This is a genomic window from Paenimyroides ummariense, assembly GCF_900115115.1.
In the GTDB taxonomy this organism is placed as follows: Bacteria; Bacteroidota; Bacteroidia; order Flavobacteriales; family Flavobacteriaceae; genus Flavobacterium; species Flavobacterium ummariense.
This window is the reverse complement of sequence record NZ_FOVI01000011.1, coordinates 1-15,401: the sequence shown is the minus strand read 5'-3', so window position 1 is coordinate 15,401 and position 15,401 is coordinate 1. Positions and strand designations below refer to the sequence as shown.

The following is a 15,401-nucleotide window of genomic DNA, read 5'->3' as shown; positions in this document are numbered from 1 at the left end:
ATGGACAAAATTTTATCGAAAGACAGTTTTAAAGATTACCTATTCATGCTTTTGGGAATTCTTTGCATTAGTTTCGCATTAAAAAGTTTACTAATTCCCAATCATTTTTTCGATGGCGGTGTAACGGGTATCGCGCTACTTTTATACAAAAAATACCACATAAACATCGCATTAATTTTTGTAGCATTAAACATTCCATTTTTGCTTTTGGGTGGAAAATTAATTGGTAAATCGTTTGCAATAAAATCAATTATTTCGGTAATAGTCCTTGGACTTTGCTTGTTATTTATTCCTTTCCCGGAAGTTTCGCACGATAAATTAATCGTTTCTGTTTTCGGAGGATTTTTTATTGGATTAGGAGTTGGCTTTGGTATGAAAAGCGGAATTGCTTTAGACGGAATTGAAGTGTTAGCAGTTTACACAGGAAAAAAAGTTGGCTTTTCTATGAGCGAGATTATCTTGGGAATTAATATTTTGATCTTTTTAATTGCCGGAATTTTCTTTGGATTGGAAGCTGCTTTTTATTCGATGTTGACCTATTTTGTAGCATCAAAAACAATTGATTATGTGGTGGAAGGTTTTGAAGAATTTACAGGTGTTACCATTATCTCATCGAAAAGCGAAGAAGTTAAAGCCTTTTTAGTATTACAAATGAGCAAAGGAATTACCGTTTACAAAGGCGAACGTGGTTTTATGAAAGATAGTTTTGAGGTAAGTACCGAAACCGATATTGTGTACACTGTTGTTACGCGTTTAGAAGTTAGAAAATTAAAGAATGCCATTCATGAAATTGACGAAAAAGCATTTATATTCTCAAGTTCTATTAAAGAAACTGCTGGTGGAATTTTAAAGAAAAAACATGCACATTAAAATAAAAAATCCTGATACAATAAAGCATCAGGACTTTTTATTTTTTATTTATAGCAAACCGGAATAATTTCTCCTTTTGCCAAACAGTATTTTTCTACTTCTTCTTTTGATAATTTTGCAGTGTAATTTACCTCATCAACTTTAAAACCAATACGTCGTAATTTATCGAAATAATCTCGACCATAAACCCGAACGTGATCATATTGTCCGAAAATTTTTGCACGCTCCTTTTTATCTATAATCGAATTATCTTCAAACGTTTTTTCTCTTGATAAATCTTGCGGAATCTGTAAAATTGCCATTCCGCCCGGCTTTAAAATACGATACAGTTCTTGCATTGCCTTGGTATCATCAGGAATATGCTCTAAAACATGATTGCACAAAATAACATCGTACAAATCACTTTCAAAAGGCAGGTTGCAAATATCGGCTTTCACATCAGCCAAAGGCGATTCTAAATCGGTTGTGGTATAATCTAGATTTTTCTGTTTTATAAATCGATTATAAAATGCCTGTTCCGGAGCAAAATGCAATACCTTTAATTGTTTCGAAAAAAAATCGGTTTCATTTTTTAAATACAACCACAATAAACGATGACGTTCTAAAGATAAGGTGCTTGGCGAAAGCACGTTGTTACGCTGGTTTCCGTAACCGTACGGTAGAAAAGTTCTAAACGATTTTCCGTCGATCGGATCTGTAAAACGATTACCTTTTAAAGCAAAAGCCAAAACAGGTCTAACAAAATAACTCGCCCGAATTAAAATGGGGCGAGGTATGGTATTTAATATCGTTTTAAAAACTTTTTTAATCATTTAAGATAAAACTAAAGGCTGTTTACGAAACTCATCTTCTTCGTTTGACACAATGCCTAAAGACTTGTAAATATAAGCAAATGTTGAAAGCAGTTCAGGTTTTCCGTCAACTAACGCCACATCATGTTCAAAATGTGCAGCTGGTTTGCCATCTCGGGTAACAATCGTCCAACCGTCTTTTAACTGCTTAATATTTTTAGTTCCCATATTAATCATCGGCTCAATTGCAACTGTCATTCCTTCTTGAAATAATTTTCCACGACCTTTTTTACCGTAATTTGGCATTTCCGGACCTTCGTGCATTTTTTTACCCAATCCGTGACCTACCAATTCACGTACCACAGAATACCCGTGGCCTTCGGCATAACGCTGAATCGCAGAACCAACGTCTTCTACTCTGTTTCCGGCTTTAAATTCACGAATACCAACGTATAAAGATTCTTTAGTAACCTGTAATAGTTTTTTTGTTTCGGCAGCAACTTCGCCAACTTCAAAAGTATAGCAATGATCGCCATAATATTCATTTACAATTGCACCTAAATCGCAAGAAACAACATCGCCATCTTGCAAAGGTCTATCTGTTGGTAAACCATGAACAATTTGTTCATTAACACTTGTAAGCAATGTGCAAGGGCAACCGTACAAACCTAAAAAGCCTGGTACGCCGCCGTGATCTCTAATATATTGTTCTGCTAATTTATCTAAATGTAAGGTGGTTACACCCGGTTTAATTTCTGAAGCTAACATTCCTAAAGTTTTAGAAACCAACAACGCAGCCGTGCGCATGATCTCTATTTCTTCTTTGGATTTAATTACAATCATTTACTTTATTGTTTTGAGATGCAAATTTACGGTTTATAAATTAAATTTTTGTTTTTTATAAAAAAAGCCCGAAAATAATTTCGGGCTTTAAACTTTAATCTTTTCTAAACATTATTTTTTAATAAACTTAGAAGAAGCTTTTCCTTCGTTTGTTGTAATATCTATTAAATAGGTACCAGCCGAAAGGTCAGAAACATTAATTGTTGAAGCATTATTTAGTGTTCTTACAATTCTTCCAGATAAATCGGTGATTTTAATTTCTTTCATTTCTAAACCGTTTTTAGATGAAATATTTAAAATATCTGTTGTTGGGTTTGGGAAAACATATATTTCTTTATCATCTAATACTAAACTAGTTTTAACAGTTCCGATTGTGGTTTTAAGATGAAGTGGTTTTTCTGGCCAATTACTTATGTTAGGTTTTGAAGAATAGCAAGTTTCTATTGTTGCTAAAAAATCAGAACCGTTAACTATTTCAGTATTTGGTAAAAATGTAATGCTATTACCAGCTTTCATTGATATATTTTGACCATTTATTAAATAATTTGATTGAGTTGTAATTGTATTACTAACTTTATACAAGAAATTATTATTTGTTTCAGGACTATTTAATAAAATATCACTGATACATCCATCATGTAATGGTGTACGTTGCGGTAATCCCATGCGAGTACTATTCCCATTAAGATAAATATTGTTTTCGTCAACATAACTATTCAAAAATGAGTTGTGGTTTACAATTTTAGCCAAATAATCTCGATCTTCTATACTTACATATATATCTCCTTGTGTATTTCTTTGGATCCCACATGCATCATTAGTGATACTGCTGTTAGAATATATTAATCTTGAAACTACACTTCCTATTGAATTTGGAATATCTATTGCAAAAACTTCTGCATTATAACGGCTACTTAAATATAAAATTGATGCATCTTTATTAAACTCACTTAAATAAGGTCCAATAGTTGAAATTTCAAGTAAATAATCATTTGTAATTTTTCCTGTATTGTTATCAAATGAGTATGTATTACTAAATCCAGGTGAAACCCATTGATTTATTGTTATAAAATGACTGTAGTTTAATGAGTTATTTAGACGTAGAGAAGGTTTAATACCATAATAATAATATTGCAAAGTTACATTTCCTAAAGAACTTACAACTGGAACATTAGATAGTCCATTACTATTTAAAAGATAGCTATATAATTCAGATTCAAATGGTATTAAAATCCAATAGGAAGAACCATCAGAATGAGGTATTGCTGTTATAGCTTCCGTTTGAATAAAATTATTAGAACTATCAAAAATAGGAAAGTTTTTATAAAGATTGTCAACTTCACCTAGGGGTAATCCATCATTTAAACTTATAGGTCCTAAAGACATATCAACAATACTATATGCAATATAAGACGTTGGTGGGAATGATAGTGCAGTTGTAAATACATAATACCTATTTAAATTACCCGGATCTTTTACTATTATTAATTGCTGACTAGAACTGTCACCTGTTAAGCCTGTACCATTAACCATAATGTTATGCTCGCGATCCCAAATTGTTAAACCATCAGTATAAAATAATAGATTACCATTCAAATCACTTATAGATCCAACAGCTTCTAAAGTATTCATTACACTATTATTTAAAACAAGTGGTGTAGTTCCTGAAAAATTAACCGCGGCTTTATTACCAAAGTACCAGTTGTCGTTCTCGCCTTGCGAAAACGCAAGTAAAGGAAATAATATCCAAAACCATATTAAAAATTTATTTTTCATAATTTCAAAGGTTTAGATTATTTTTTGCTTTTTAGAAGATCACCTACCTGAGCTTTTAATTCTTCTAGTTCTTTTTGCTGTTGAATACTGTATAAGGTTAATTCTTCTACTTTTTTAAGCAGTAAAATGTTCATTTCTTTTAATTCTATACCATTTGCAATAGCCTGTTCTGTTGTAGGTACTTCAGGTAAATGTCCGTTTTGTTTAATAAACTGTTCTACTTCTGCTAGTGGCATTAAATTATAATCAGGTTCAAAAACATAATCTGCCCAACCGTTGTTTGCTGCTATATCTACCTTAATTTTCTCGGTACGTATACCGTCCTTAACATACAGTCGATAGCCATCTGAATGGAATGACACATTAGTTCCAATACTAATTTTTCCATCTGTAATGACCAACGTATTTTCATGAGATGCCGACCCAATATATAATGAATTAGCTAAGTATGATATAGAAGGATTACTAAGTCCACTTCCTATTGTATTAGTCCTTGTTCCTATAAAATGTACAGGATTAGAATTTGAATCGTAAAAGATTACTTTTTTTATTGGGGGATTAAATTCAGAGCCATAAGAGGCGGCAATTCCAAAACTACCATTGAGATTTAATTTATCTGTCGTATTTGAAGTCCCTATACTTACATTTCCTGTTCTTGAAATATTACTTGTTGTGTTATTAGCACCTGTCCATTGTTGTGCAAATAAAAACGAAGACCCCATAAGGGTTAATGCAATAGTAAAAATTTTGTTTTTCATGTTATATAATATTTAAAGTTAATTAAGTAAATATATGTAAAAAAATTAACTATAATTAGCAAAATAAAATTATTATAACAAAAAAAGCCCGAAAATAATTTCGGGCTTTAATCTTAATATTTTGAAAATATTATTTTTTAATAACTTTTTTAGAGGCATTACCTTCTTTTGTTGAAATATTAAAAATATAAACACCTGCTCTTAAATCTGAGATGTTTAATTGAATTTCTGATTGATTAGTAAACGATTGTGTTTTAACCACTCTTCCATTCATGTCAACTATTGAAACTTTCTCAACCCCAATGCTTTCTTGATTAGAAATTGTTATAATGTCACTAGCAGGATTAGGGTAAATATTAAATTTAGTTGAAATAACATCGTCAACGCTAGCAGTTGTATTATTTACTGCTGAAACCATATAATTATCATATTTAAGAGTTGAAGACATAGCATTACCAGTTCCTGCAATTGCCAAGAAAGAAATTTCATCCGGAGCTTCAGTTGCAACAGAAACTATATCAAAATTAACATTAATGTTTTTATCCGGGATTTGCCATGTTGCTTTGTTTGTAGTATAATCTACATAAAAAATAACTTTATACCATTTATTTGCATCTAAAACTAAAGGGGTAGATCCTAAGGTAATATTATAAAGACCAGGACCTGAACCTCCTGGTGGATTAGCGTAAGCCAATCCAGCCAAAGTTCTTGTTTCTGGTACATAGGTTAAGCCACCAATTGCTCTGTTAGCAGATGACACAGCCATTCTATGAACTGCTTTACTAGTAGTTGCTGCGCCTGTAAAGAATTCATATTCTACCTTTAAAATATTATTACCCGTAGTTTTGGTATTCCATAGAGCAGTATTAAAATCCATTTTGGTTGCTAGTCTATAATTCGCTGGGGCTGGGGCTGTCGCTGGTGGCTGATTGGTGCTTTCAATACTAAAAACATTTCCACGACCAGTTTCAGCGACAAACTGAAAATTACTATTATTACCTCCAGCAGGTACTAATGTATACCAATTCCCTTGTCCCGCTGTAGTACCAGTTAAATCTGTTCCTACATTACCGACAGTATAAGAATTGAAATCATCTGACAATAATTGTTGAGCATTTACATTGCTAAAAGCAGCTAACACAAATGCTACGGAAAGTAAAAGTTTTTTCATAATTTATTGTATTTAAAATTGAGTTAATTAAATTTAATGATAAAAGTAATATTTTTTTCTAAATAAAAAACATTTACCTACGTTTTTTTATATTAGTGCTTTCGCTGTCATAACATCGGGTTGGGCGACACCCATTAATTTTAATACGGTTGGGGCAATATCTGCCAAAACACCATTGTAAATTTCTTGAATGTCTTTATCAATTAAAATTACGGGCACCGGGTTTGTGGTGTGTGCCGTGTTTGGGCTACCATCTTCGTTAAACATGGTTTCGCAATTACCGTGATCTGCCAAAATAATAACTGTATAATTATTTAAAACAGCAGCATCTACAATTTGGTTTGTGCAAATATCAACCGTTTCACAAGCTTTTATTGCTGCACTCATACTGCCTGTATGCCCAACCATATCGCCGTTCGCAAAATTAATTACAATAAAATCGGCTTCGGCTTTGTTTAATTCGGGTATTAAGGCATCTTTTAAATCGTAAGCGCTCATTTCGGGTTTTAAATCGTAAGTAGCTACTTTTGGCGACGGACACAAAATACGCGATTCTCCAACAAAAGGTTCTTCACGACCGCCCGAAAAGAAAAAGGTTACATGAGGATACTTTTCTGTTTCTGCCATGCGTATTTGCTTTTTCCCGGCACTTTCTAACACTTCGCCCAACGTATTGGTAATATTATCTTTATTGTAAACAACTTTTACATTGTTATAGCTTTCGTCGTAATTAGTAAGAGTAACGTAATACAAATCTAACTTTTCCATACCAAATTCGGGTAAATTTACCTGCGATAAAACTTCGGTTAGCTGTCTGCCGCGATCTGTTCTAAAGTTAAAGAAAACAACTACATCACCTTCGCTAATTGTTGCAACGGGTGTATTATCCTCATTCATCATTACAATTGGTTCAATAAACTCATCAGTAACATCGTTAATATAGCTATCCGCTATGCTTAAAACGGCATTATGCGATGGCATTCCCACACCTTTAACCAATAAATCGTAGGCTTTTTTAACGCGTTCCCAACGTTTATCGCGATCCATTGCGTAGTATCTACCTATAACCGAGGCTAATTTTCCTGTAGATTGATCCATGTATTTGACCAATGAAGCAATATGATCGGCACCTGATTTAGGATCTACATCTCGCCCATCGGTAAACGCATGCACAAAAACATTTTGTAAATCGAATTCTTTAGCAACATCTAACAAGCCACATAAATGATTAATGTGTGAATGCACACCGCCATCGGAAACCAAACCTAAAAAATGCACCTTTTTGTTATGAACTTTAGCAAAAGTAAATGCTTCTTGCAAAACAGGCTCTACATTTAATGTTTTGTTTTGAACCGCCAGATTAATCTTTGCCAAATCTTGATATACAATTCTACCGGCACCCAAATTCATGTGTCCAACTTCAGAATTTCCCATCTGTCCTTCGGGCAAACCAACATTTAAACCATCGGTTCGTAACTGTGCAAAAGGATATTTTTTGTATAAACTATCTATAAAAGGGGTATTTGCATGATCTATGGCAGATACTTTTGGATCGGGTGAATTTCCCCACCCATCTAATATCATTAAAAGGACTTTTTTGTTCATTTTTCAATTAAAAATATAGTTCAAATTTACTCATAGAATTTTAGATTTCGGACTGTTTTTTTAACATTTTACTAAAATTAAATGTTAAATATGTTTATTAAACATTAAATTAACGGTTTGGTTTGTAATAAAGTTATTATATTTACGTTCAGAAGTTTAAACAACATTAATATAAGAACAAATGAATTTTAAATTATTGCCTATAATGATGGTGGGTCTGTTATCGTTCAAACCAATGACAATTAACGACCCGAACGGAGATAACAATGGGAATGGAAATGGTAAAAAAGTTACAGTAGTTACAAAATCTTCTACTATAAAATCGAAAGAAATTGCCGCTGTAACAAAAACAAATTTAAAATCTAATACAACAAGTAATTTAAGTGCTTTTGATAAACTGGTTTTATCGGAATATTTAGATTTAGACGAAAAAAAGTTTGAAAAACCTGAAATGGAAAGCTTTAAAGCGGCTTTTAAAGGTTATTACAAACTAAAAGACCAAGGAAAACTAAATAAAGAAATCCTTACAATTATTGATTTTACCAAATCATCAACCGAACGCAGAATGTGGGTTATTGATATGAAATCGCATGAAATTCTTTACCAAACAGTGGTTTCTCATGGAAGAAACAGCGGAAAAGAATATGCGAATGATTTTTCTAATGCACGTGAATCGTACAAAAGCAGCCTTGGTTTTTATACCACTGCCGAAACCTATATGGGAAAACACGGTTTATCGTTACGATTAGATGGTTTAGAAGCAGGTATTAACAACAATGCTCGAGAGCGCGATATTGTAATACATGCTGCCGATTATGCCAACGAAAACTTAGGAAAAAACCAAGGATATTTAGGACGTAGCTTAGGCTGCCCGGCTTTACCTTACGAAGTTGCGCATGATATTATTAACCTTATTAAAAACGAAAGTTGTTTGTTTATTTACCATGCAGACCAAAAAGGTTATCTTACAACATCTAATTTATTGAATTAATCTTTTATAAAGTTTATTATCTAAAGAGTAAACGTCGTTAAGAATTTTTACATCGCCGGCATCGTTGATTACGGCTGTAAAATACACTTGATGGACGTTTACTTTTTTGTTTAATTTAAAGTTTTTAGTCTTCTCTTTTACCGCCAAGGTATCAATTTCGCTTTTTGATATATTTTTTCCTTCGATCTTAAATATTTTTTCTGCCAGTCTAAAAGGATCTTCCACACGAACGCAGCCCGAACTCAACGCACGATTGCTTTCTACAAAACGTGTTCTGTTATTGGTATCGTGCAAATAAACCATGTGTTTGTTGGGGAAATCGAATTTTATCTGACCTAACGAATTTAAGCGACCGGTTTGTTGTACATAACGATACGATGAATAATTAGCCGGATTCCAATTATCAGGACTTACTTGTTTCCCTGTTTTTTTATCGAAAATAGTTAAACGGTTCGATGCAAAATAACCTCGGTTAGCAGATGCTTTTGGCACTACATCATTCTTAAGAATTGTTGGAGGAACCGTCCATTTAGGATTTACGATGATTCCGTTGAAAGCTGACGAAAGTATTGGTGTTCTTCGATCCTTCTTGCCAATAATCACTTTGTACGAATCGGTAATCGATCCATTTTCAACCACCTGTAAATCATATTGCGGCAAATTAATCCAAACATAATTTTCACCTAAATCGGGTTCTAACCACTTGGTTCGTTCAAAATTCACCCACACTTTTTTACGCAGTAATCCTTCGGCAGACAATGTATCCTTTGAAGTTACAGGTACATATTTAGCAAATGCTTTTTTGTATTTCTTGTATAATTCGCTTTTAGGCTTAATATCCTCTAAAACAGCATACACGTTTTGATCTGCCAACGATTTGTTCAATAATGCTATGTAATCATTTTCCGGGATGTAAGGTTCCCAATCGCCATACATTTTTTTAGGATTTACCTTACCCGTAGCCAATTGTTTTGCGATACGAAAAAAGTTTTCGCTAAAAGCAACATCGGCTTTTTGAAGTTCAGCAATACTCAAAACGTTATAGTTAAAATGCGCAGCAATTAATTTTTTTAAAGGATATTTTTCGGGCAAAACGCCATCGTATCTGCTATCAATAATAGCCGAAATCAGTTGATTTCTGCTTAAACTGTCTTGCCAAATTGTTTCAAAATTATTGTCGGTATAAAATTGTACCACATTTTCATCTTTCCCAAACAGCATAATCTTCTCAACCCTTACTGTTTTTTCTGCGTTTGATAAATTCTTGTTAGAATTGTTACTTGTACATGCAGAAAAAATAAGTGCCCCAACAATAATTTTTCTAATATTCATTCTATAAAAACGGTTAATCTTCTTTCGCTACAAATTTAAACATAATTCTGTGAGAACCAATGTACGGAATTACCACTTGCTGAACATTTAACCTATAACCATTTTTTTTGTAAAAATTTACGGCATAATCACGAGCAAAACACCAAATCATAACAGATCCTTTGCGAGAAATGTTTTCTTCGGCGAAATGCAGCAGGCGTTTGCCAATATTTTTGTGCTGATGTTCCGGCAAAATAGACAAGCCCGTTAATCGATACACCGGATATACTTTATAATTGTTTGTTTTTTTAAACATCATGGTTACTGCACCAATCAATTCATTATTTAAAAATGCGCCAAAGTGCTTGGTACCTTCATCTAAATCGCCTTCAAAATGACAAACTTCAATGGGTTGTCCTTCTTTTAATACGGTATGACGAATGTTGATAACATCGTCTGCTTTTATCTGTTTAAATGTTAACATGTAAATTTATATTTGCAACAAGATACTAAATAAAATAGATGATTTCATAATTAATCGCTATTTTTATGATCGTAAAATAAACAAGTCGCACAAATGAAAAATTTACTGCTTCAAAATATATCCAAACACGTTTCGCTAACTTCAGAAGAAGAAGATATTATTTTTAATGCTTTTGAAAAGGCCAGTTTTAAAGCTAAAACAATTGTAATAAAACCAGGCGACGAAGCGCATTTTACCTATTTTGTTTTAAAGGGAATTTTACGCAGTTACACTATTGACGATAATGGAACCATACACATTTTAAGTTTTGCCACGCCGGGTTGGTGGGTTGCTGATATGTACAGTTACCTAACGGGAAAACCTGCCGTACTATATGTTGATGTAATGGAAGATTGCGATGTACTTATTTTACAACGTTGCGATGCAGAACGATTATTTACCGAAGTTCCTAAATTAGAACGTTTTTTTAGAATACTTACCGAAAACAATTTAATTGCCAACCAACAGCGCATTTTAGATAAAATGGCATTAACTGCCGAAGAACGTTACGAAAAATTTCTGCAAAAATATCCCGATATTATTAATTGCCTGCCACAAAAATACATAGCGTCGTTTATTGGTGTTACGCCCGAGTTTTTCAGTAAAATGAAAAGCAACCTGCTGCGTAAAAAGTAAAAATAAACCTTTGGAAATCAGCGTTTTTTTTATTTCTTAATATAGATTAACAGCCAATTAATCTGGGTAATGTACCTTTACATTATAAAATTAAAAAAACGCACAACAATGGCAAAATATACAGTTCATAAAGCAGCATCAAGAGGATATGCCGATCACGATTGGTTAAAATCTTATCATACTTTTTCATTTGCAGGATATTTTAATCCGGAGCGCGTTCATTTTGGAGCTTTACGGGTTCTGAACGATGATTATGTAGCAGCAGGCAGAGGCTTTGGCGCACATCCGCACCAAAACATGGAAATTGTTTCTATTCCCTTAGAAGGAAAACTGGCTCATAAAGACAGTACCGGATCTGAAGGTATCATTCAAAAAGGCGAAATTCAGTTTATGAGTGCCGGCACAGGTGTAACTCACAGCGAAATGAACGGCAGTGCAACCGAAGCTGTAAAATTCCTTCAAATATGGATCATTCCAAACAAAATGAACATTACTCCACGTTACGGACAAATGGAATATGCCGTAAACGATAATGAAATTAAAACGTTGATTCAGCCAGAAACAGCCGAAGGCACTTTAAGATTACAGCAAAATGCTTGGTTTAAAATGGCAAAATTCGATGCTGGTAAAGAAACTACGATTACTGTGGAAGATCCTAAAAACAACGGAATTTATATTTTTCTTTTGAATGGATCGATCGAAGTTGATGGAAATCAATTAGAAACCCGCGATGCAATCGGAATCTGGGAAGCCGAAAATGTAACAATCAAAACAAACAATAAAAGCGAATTTCTTGTTATTGAAGTTCCAATGAATCAAAATTAATTTAAAAAATTTATAATATGAAAAAATGGACAATTGACCCAACGCACAGCGAAGTGGGTTTTAAAGTAAAACACATGATGTTTACTAACGTTAAAGGATTATTCAACGATTATTCGGCTGATATCGATTTTAACGATGATTTAAAGGAGGCAAATTTACAGTTTGAAGCAAAAATCAATTCGATTTTTACAAACAATGCAGACAGAGACAACCACTTAAAAAGTGCCGATTTCTTTGATGCAGAACAATATCCTACCTTAAATTTTAAATCAACAAATATTCAAGGAAACGGAAGCGAGTACGAAATCACTGGCGATTTAACTATAAAAGGTATTACAAAACCGGTTACTTTAAATGCAGAATTTAGCGGTTTAATGACCGATCCGTGGGGAAATACCAAAGTAGGTTTAAATTTAGACGGTAAAATTAACCGTAAAGATTTTGGCTTAACGTACAACGCAGCGTTAGAAACCGGTGGTGTTTTAGTAGGCGAAGATGTTAAGTTAAACGCAGAAATTCAGCTTGTTGAACAAAAATAAAGAGTTCGTTATTAATTGTTTTTTGTAAAGTACAATCTTTCAACAGATTGTACTTTTTTTATGCCGATAGTTTTAGTAAATTGCAACAAAACATAAGTAATGAATCGTAAAACAATCATTATGCTGTGCTTATTAGTTGGCGCAGCTGCACAACAATCGTGTAACAAAAAGGAAAATACCGCAATGACTTCAGGACAAGAAAACCCTTTATTGGCAGAATGGAACACTCCGTTTGAAGTTCCTCCGTTCGATAAAATACAGAACAGTCATTTTAAACCTGCTATTTTAGAAGGAATTAAAGACCACCAAAAAGACATTCAGGCAATTGTTGATAGCAAAGAACAACCAACATTTGAAAATGTTATTGTGGCTATTGATAATTCGGGCGAAACATTAAGCAAAGTTACCACCGTACTTTACAATTTAACAAGCGCCAATACGAATGACGAGTTGCAGAAATTGTCGCAAGAAATGGCTCCTGCCCTTTCCGAACATAATGACAACATCTATTTAAACGATGCGCTTTTCCAGAAAGTAAAAACCGTTTATAATCAATATCAAATCACAAAACCAGAAACTTTAAAATTAAGTGCTGAACAACAAATGTTGTTAGATGAAACTTACAAGCGTTTTGTTCGCAGTGGTGCAAATCTTTCGGCAGAAAATAAAGACCAACTTAAAAAATTGAATAGCGAATTATCGGTTTTATCATTAAAATACGGTGATAATTTATTGAACGAAACCAACAATTACGAACTGGTTATCGATAAAAAAGAAAACTTGGCAGGTTTACCAGCCGAATTAATCGAAGCTGCTGCCGAAGAAGCCAAAGCAAAAAATAAAGAAGGTAAATATGTTTTCACTTTAAGCAATTCAAGTGTAATGCCGTTTTTGCAGTATGCTGATAATCGCGAGCTGCGTAAAACAATCTGGAATGCGTATCAGGTCCGTGGAAATCAAAACAACGGAAACGACAATAAAGAAAACGTTCTTAAAATTGCCAATTTGCGTATGCAGAAAGCACAGTTGTTAGGTTATAAAAACCACGCAGAATATGTGTTGGAAGAATGTATGGCGAAGAATCCTGAAGCTGTGAATACTTTGCTAATGAAATTATGGACACCGGCTGTAAATAAAGCTAAGCAAGAGGCTACAGACATTCAGGCTTTAATGCGTAAAGAAGGAATTAATGAAGATGTGGCACCTGCAGACTGGCGTTATTATGCAGAGAAAATTCGTAAGGAGCGTTACAATTTAGATGAACAGGAATTAAAACCTTATTTAAGTTTAGAAAATGTTCGTAAAGGAATTTTCGATGTAACCAACAAATTGTGGGGATTAACTTATAAAGAATTAACGAACGTGCCTAAATATCATGCCGATGTTACGGTTTGGGAAGTGTTCGATGCCAATAAAAAAACATTGGGATTATTGTATATGGATATGCATCCGCGCGAATCAAAACGTGGTGGTGCCTGGATGACATCGTACCGCGACCAGCAAATGGAAAACGGTAAACGCAAAATGCCGGTAATTTCAATCGTTTGTAACTTCACAAAACCAACAGCTACAACTCCGTCTTTACTAACGTTTGATGAAACAACTACATTTTTTCACGAGTTTGGTCATGCGTTACACGGATTACTATCGAACGTAAATTACAGAAGTTTGGCAGGAACAAACGTTCCAAGAGATTTTGTTGAACTTCCATCGCAAATTATGGAAAACTGGGCTGCCGAACCTGAAGTATTGAAAATGTATGCAAAACATTACAAAACGGGTGAAGTTATTCCTGATGCATTAATCGAAAAAATGAAAAAAGCCGGAACTTTTGATCAAGGTTTTGCTACAACAGAATATTTAGCAGCATCGTTTTTAGATATGAAATACCACACAGCAACCGAAGAAATTAAAGACGATGTAAATACGTTTGAAATAAACGCAATGAAAGAAGCAGGATTGATTGATGCAATTATTCCGCGTTACAGAAGCACCTATTTCAGTCATATTTTTGCAGGCGGATATTCAGCAGGATATTACAGCTACATTTGGAGTGCCGTTTTAGATACCGATGCGTTTGAAGCATTTAAAACAGCCGGCTTATTCAATTCTGAAAAAGCATTAATGTTCCGTAAATATGTTTTGGAAAAAGGCGGAACGGAAGATCCAGCAGAGTTATACAGAAAATTCCGTGGTGCTGACCCTAAAATTGAACCGTTGTTAAAAAAACGCGGATTGAATTAATAAACAAAAAGCTCGATTTTGCAATCGAGCTTTTTTATTCTTTAAGGTTTTTATTTTTCCAAATCTACACCAACTAAACCACAAGGAAGTTCTTCCATCCAAGCTGTGCCATATTGTTCGGTTAAAAGATTAGCTAATTCTTTATTATTTTTTTTAGCTTTACTAAATAAAGAAACATCAACAGCACAACTTTCAAACTTAATATTCACGTTATATTTTTCTTTAAACTTGAGATATTCTTCTGCATTACTTTGATCGGTAATGCTAAAAACAATAAAGCTTGCTAATGCTTTTGGTTTTGTGTTTTCGATATTTTGTTGCGTTGCTTGCTGTTCTTGATTTTGACCATAACTTAACTGCAAAGTCAGCAAAGCGATAATTAAAACATATTTATTCATAAGTTTAAATTTTCTGCAATATAACAAAAAGAGGCTGTCTAAAAAGGTCTTTGGTATAATCCCCGACATGTTTTTTGTCGGGGATTTTTTTTATTGTCCTCAAATTTTGTTAACTTGAGG

At 33.6% G+C, this 15,401-nt stretch carries 15 protein-coding genes; 6 read left to right on the top strand and 9 right to left on the bottom strand.

From position 1 onward, the window contains the following. On the top strand, window positions 1–870 hold the full coding sequence (locus tag BM253_RS09410; RefSeq protein WP_091522857.1) for a YitT family protein: 870 nt from the start codon (window positions 1–3) through the stop codon (window positions 868–870). Window positions 871–914: 44 nt separating this feature from the next. Here BM253_RS09410 and BM253_RS09405 read toward each other — a convergent pair whose 3' ends face one another. The 6 genes from BM253_RS09405 to gpmI form a co-directional block, all read right to left on the bottom strand. After that, window positions 915–1,679 (bottom strand): class I SAM-dependent methyltransferase, encoded by a 765-nt coding sequence (locus BM253_RS09405; protein ID WP_091523097.1) that lies wholly within the window; start codon window positions 1,677–1,679, stop codon window positions 915–917. Window positions 1,680–1,682: 3 nt separating this feature from the next. Continuing rightward, window positions 1,683–2,504: a type I methionyl aminopeptidase gene (map, locus tag BM253_RS09400; RefSeq protein ID WP_091522852.1), complete on the bottom strand. Its 822-nt coding sequence runs from the start codon at window positions 2,502–2,504 to the stop codon at window positions 1,683–1,685. Window positions 2,505–2,615: 111 nt separating this feature from the next. Beyond that, the gene (locus BM253_RS09395; protein WP_091522848.1) at window positions 2,616–4,280 is read right to left on the bottom strand and encodes a T9SS type A sorting domain-containing protein; all 1,665 of its coding nucleotides are present in this window, start codon (window positions 4,278–4,280) and stop codon (window positions 2,616–2,618) included. Between the two features lie 17 nt (window positions 4,281–4,297). After that, window positions 4,298–5,038 (bottom strand): hypothetical protein, encoded by a 741-nt coding sequence (locus tag BM253_RS09390; RefSeq protein ID WP_091522845.1) that lies wholly within the window; start codon window positions 5,036–5,038, stop codon window positions 4,298–4,300. 130 nt (window positions 5,039–5,168) lie between these two features. Beyond that, window positions 5,169–6,209, bottom strand: a complete 1,041-nt coding sequence (locus tag BM253_RS09385; RefSeq protein WP_091522842.1) for a T9SS type A sorting domain-containing protein — start codon at window positions 6,207–6,209, stop codon at window positions 5,169–5,171. Window positions 6,210–6,296: 87 nt separating this feature from the next. Then, on the bottom strand, window positions 6,297–7,814 hold the full coding sequence (gpmI, locus tag BM253_RS09380) for a 2,3-bisphosphoglycerate-independent phosphoglycerate mutase (protein WP_091522839.1): 1,518 nt from the start codon (window positions 7,812–7,814) through the stop codon (window positions 6,297–6,299). Between the two features lie 181 nt (window positions 7,815–7,995). Between gpmI and BM253_RS09375 the strand changes: the two genes are divergently transcribed. After that, window positions 7,996–8,805 carry a murein L,D-transpeptidase catalytic domain family protein gene (locus BM253_RS09375; RefSeq protein ID WP_245758483.1) on the top strand — a complete coding sequence of 270 codons (810 nt, stop codon included), beginning with the start codon at window positions 7,996–7,998 and terminating at the stop codon, window positions 8,803–8,805. Here BM253_RS09375 and BM253_RS09370 read toward each other — a convergent pair. Further along, window positions 8,794–10,137 (bottom strand): L,D-transpeptidase scaffold domain-containing protein, encoded by a 1,344-nt coding sequence (locus BM253_RS09370; RefSeq protein WP_091522836.1) that lies wholly within the window; start codon window positions 10,135–10,137, stop codon window positions 8,794–8,796. The genes BM253_RS09375 and BM253_RS09370 overlap by 12 nt on opposite strands. Window positions 10,138–10,150: 13 nt before the next feature. Further along, window positions 10,151–10,600, bottom strand: coding sequence for a GNAT family N-acetyltransferase (locus tag BM253_RS09365; RefSeq protein WP_091522833.1), 450 nt, complete (start codon window positions 10,598–10,600; stop codon window positions 10,151–10,153). A 93-nt stretch (window positions 10,601–10,693) separates the two neighbouring features. Between BM253_RS09365 and BM253_RS09360 the strand changes: the two genes are divergently transcribed. The 4 genes from BM253_RS09360 to BM253_RS09345 all read left to right on the top strand — a co-directional run bounded on the left by BM253_RS09360 (window position 10,694) and on the right by BM253_RS09345 (window position 14,883). After that, window positions 10,694–11,275 (top strand): Crp/Fnr family transcriptional regulator, encoded by a 582-nt coding sequence (locus BM253_RS09360; RefSeq protein WP_091522830.1) that lies wholly within the window; start codon window positions 10,694–10,696, stop codon window positions 11,273–11,275. A 108-nt stretch (window positions 11,276–11,383) separates the two neighbouring features. After that, on the top strand, window positions 11,384–12,100 hold the full coding sequence (locus tag BM253_RS09355) for a pirin family protein (protein ID WP_091522826.1): 717 nt from the start codon (window positions 11,384–11,386) through the stop codon (window positions 12,098–12,100). A 17-nt stretch (window positions 12,101–12,117) separates the two neighbouring features. Continuing rightward, window positions 12,118–12,639 (top strand): YceI family protein, encoded by a 522-nt coding sequence (locus BM253_RS09350; RefSeq protein ID WP_091522822.1) that lies wholly within the window; start codon window positions 12,118–12,120, stop codon window positions 12,637–12,639. 99 nt (window positions 12,640–12,738) lie between these two features. After that, the gene (locus BM253_RS09345; protein ID WP_091522818.1) at window positions 12,739–14,883 is read left to right on the top strand and encodes a M3 family metallopeptidase; all 2,145 of its coding nucleotides are present in this window, start codon (window positions 12,739–12,741) and stop codon (window positions 14,881–14,883) included. A 50-nt stretch (window positions 14,884–14,933) separates the two neighbouring features. On the opposite strand, the gene BM253_RS09340 is transcribed toward BM253_RS09345, so the two are convergent. Continuing rightward, window positions 14,934–15,281: an FEKKY domain-containing protein gene (locus tag BM253_RS09340; RefSeq protein ID WP_091522815.1), complete on the bottom strand. Its 348-nt coding sequence runs from the start codon at window positions 15,279–15,281 to the stop codon at window positions 14,934–14,936. Window positions 15,282–15,401: the final 120 nt, after the last annotated feature.

Bases quoted from the DNA above. Each gene is read 5' to 3' on its own strand.
- BM253_RS09410 (WP_091522857.1), top strand. From the start codon at position 1: ATGGACAAAATTTTATCGAAAGACAGTTTTAAAGATTACCTATTCATG.
- map (WP_091522852.1), bottom strand. From the start codon at position 2,504: ATGATTGTAATTAAATCCAAAGAAGAAATAGAGATCATGCGCACGGCT.
- BM253_RS09395 (WP_091522848.1), bottom strand. From the start codon at position 4,280: ATGAAAAATAAATTTTTAATATGGTTTTGGATATTATTTCCTTTACTT.
- BM253_RS09390 (WP_091522845.1), bottom strand. From the start codon at position 5,038: ATGAAAAACAAAATTTTTACTATTGCATTAACCCTTATGGGGTCTTCG.
- BM253_RS09385 (WP_091522842.1), bottom strand. From the start codon at position 6,209: ATGAAAAAACTTTTACTTTCCGTAGCATTTGTGTTAGCTGCTTTTAGC.
- gpmI (WP_091522839.1), bottom strand. From the start codon at position 7,814: ATGAACAAAAAAGTCCTTTTAATGATATTAGATGGGTGGGGAAATTCA.
- BM253_RS09375 (WP_245758483.1), top strand. From the start codon at position 7,996: ATGAATTTTAAATTATTGCCTATAATGATGGTGGGTCTGTTATCGTTC.
- BM253_RS09370 (WP_091522836.1), bottom strand. From the start codon at position 10,137: ATGAATATTAGAAAAATTATTGTTGGGGCACTTATTTTTTCTGCATGT.
- BM253_RS09365 (WP_091522833.1), bottom strand. From the start codon at position 10,600: ATGTTAACATTTAAACAGATAAAAGCAGACGATGTTATCAACATTCGT.
- BM253_RS09360 (WP_091522830.1), top strand. From the start codon at position 10,694: ATGAAAAATTTACTGCTTCAAAATATATCCAAACACGTTTCGCTAACT.
- BM253_RS09355 (WP_091522826.1), top strand. From the start codon at position 11,384: ATGGCAAAATATACAGTTCATAAAGCAGCATCAAGAGGATATGCCGAT.
- BM253_RS09350 (WP_091522822.1), top strand. From the start codon at position 12,118: ATGAAAAAATGGACAATTGACCCAACGCACAGCGAAGTGGGTTTTAAA.
- BM253_RS09345 (WP_091522818.1), top strand. From the start codon at position 12,739: ATGAATCGTAAAACAATCATTATGCTGTGCTTATTAGTTGGCGCAGCT.
- BM253_RS09340 (WP_091522815.1), bottom strand. From the start codon at position 15,281: ATGAATAAATATGTTTTAATTATCGCTTTGCTGACTTTGCAGTTAAGT.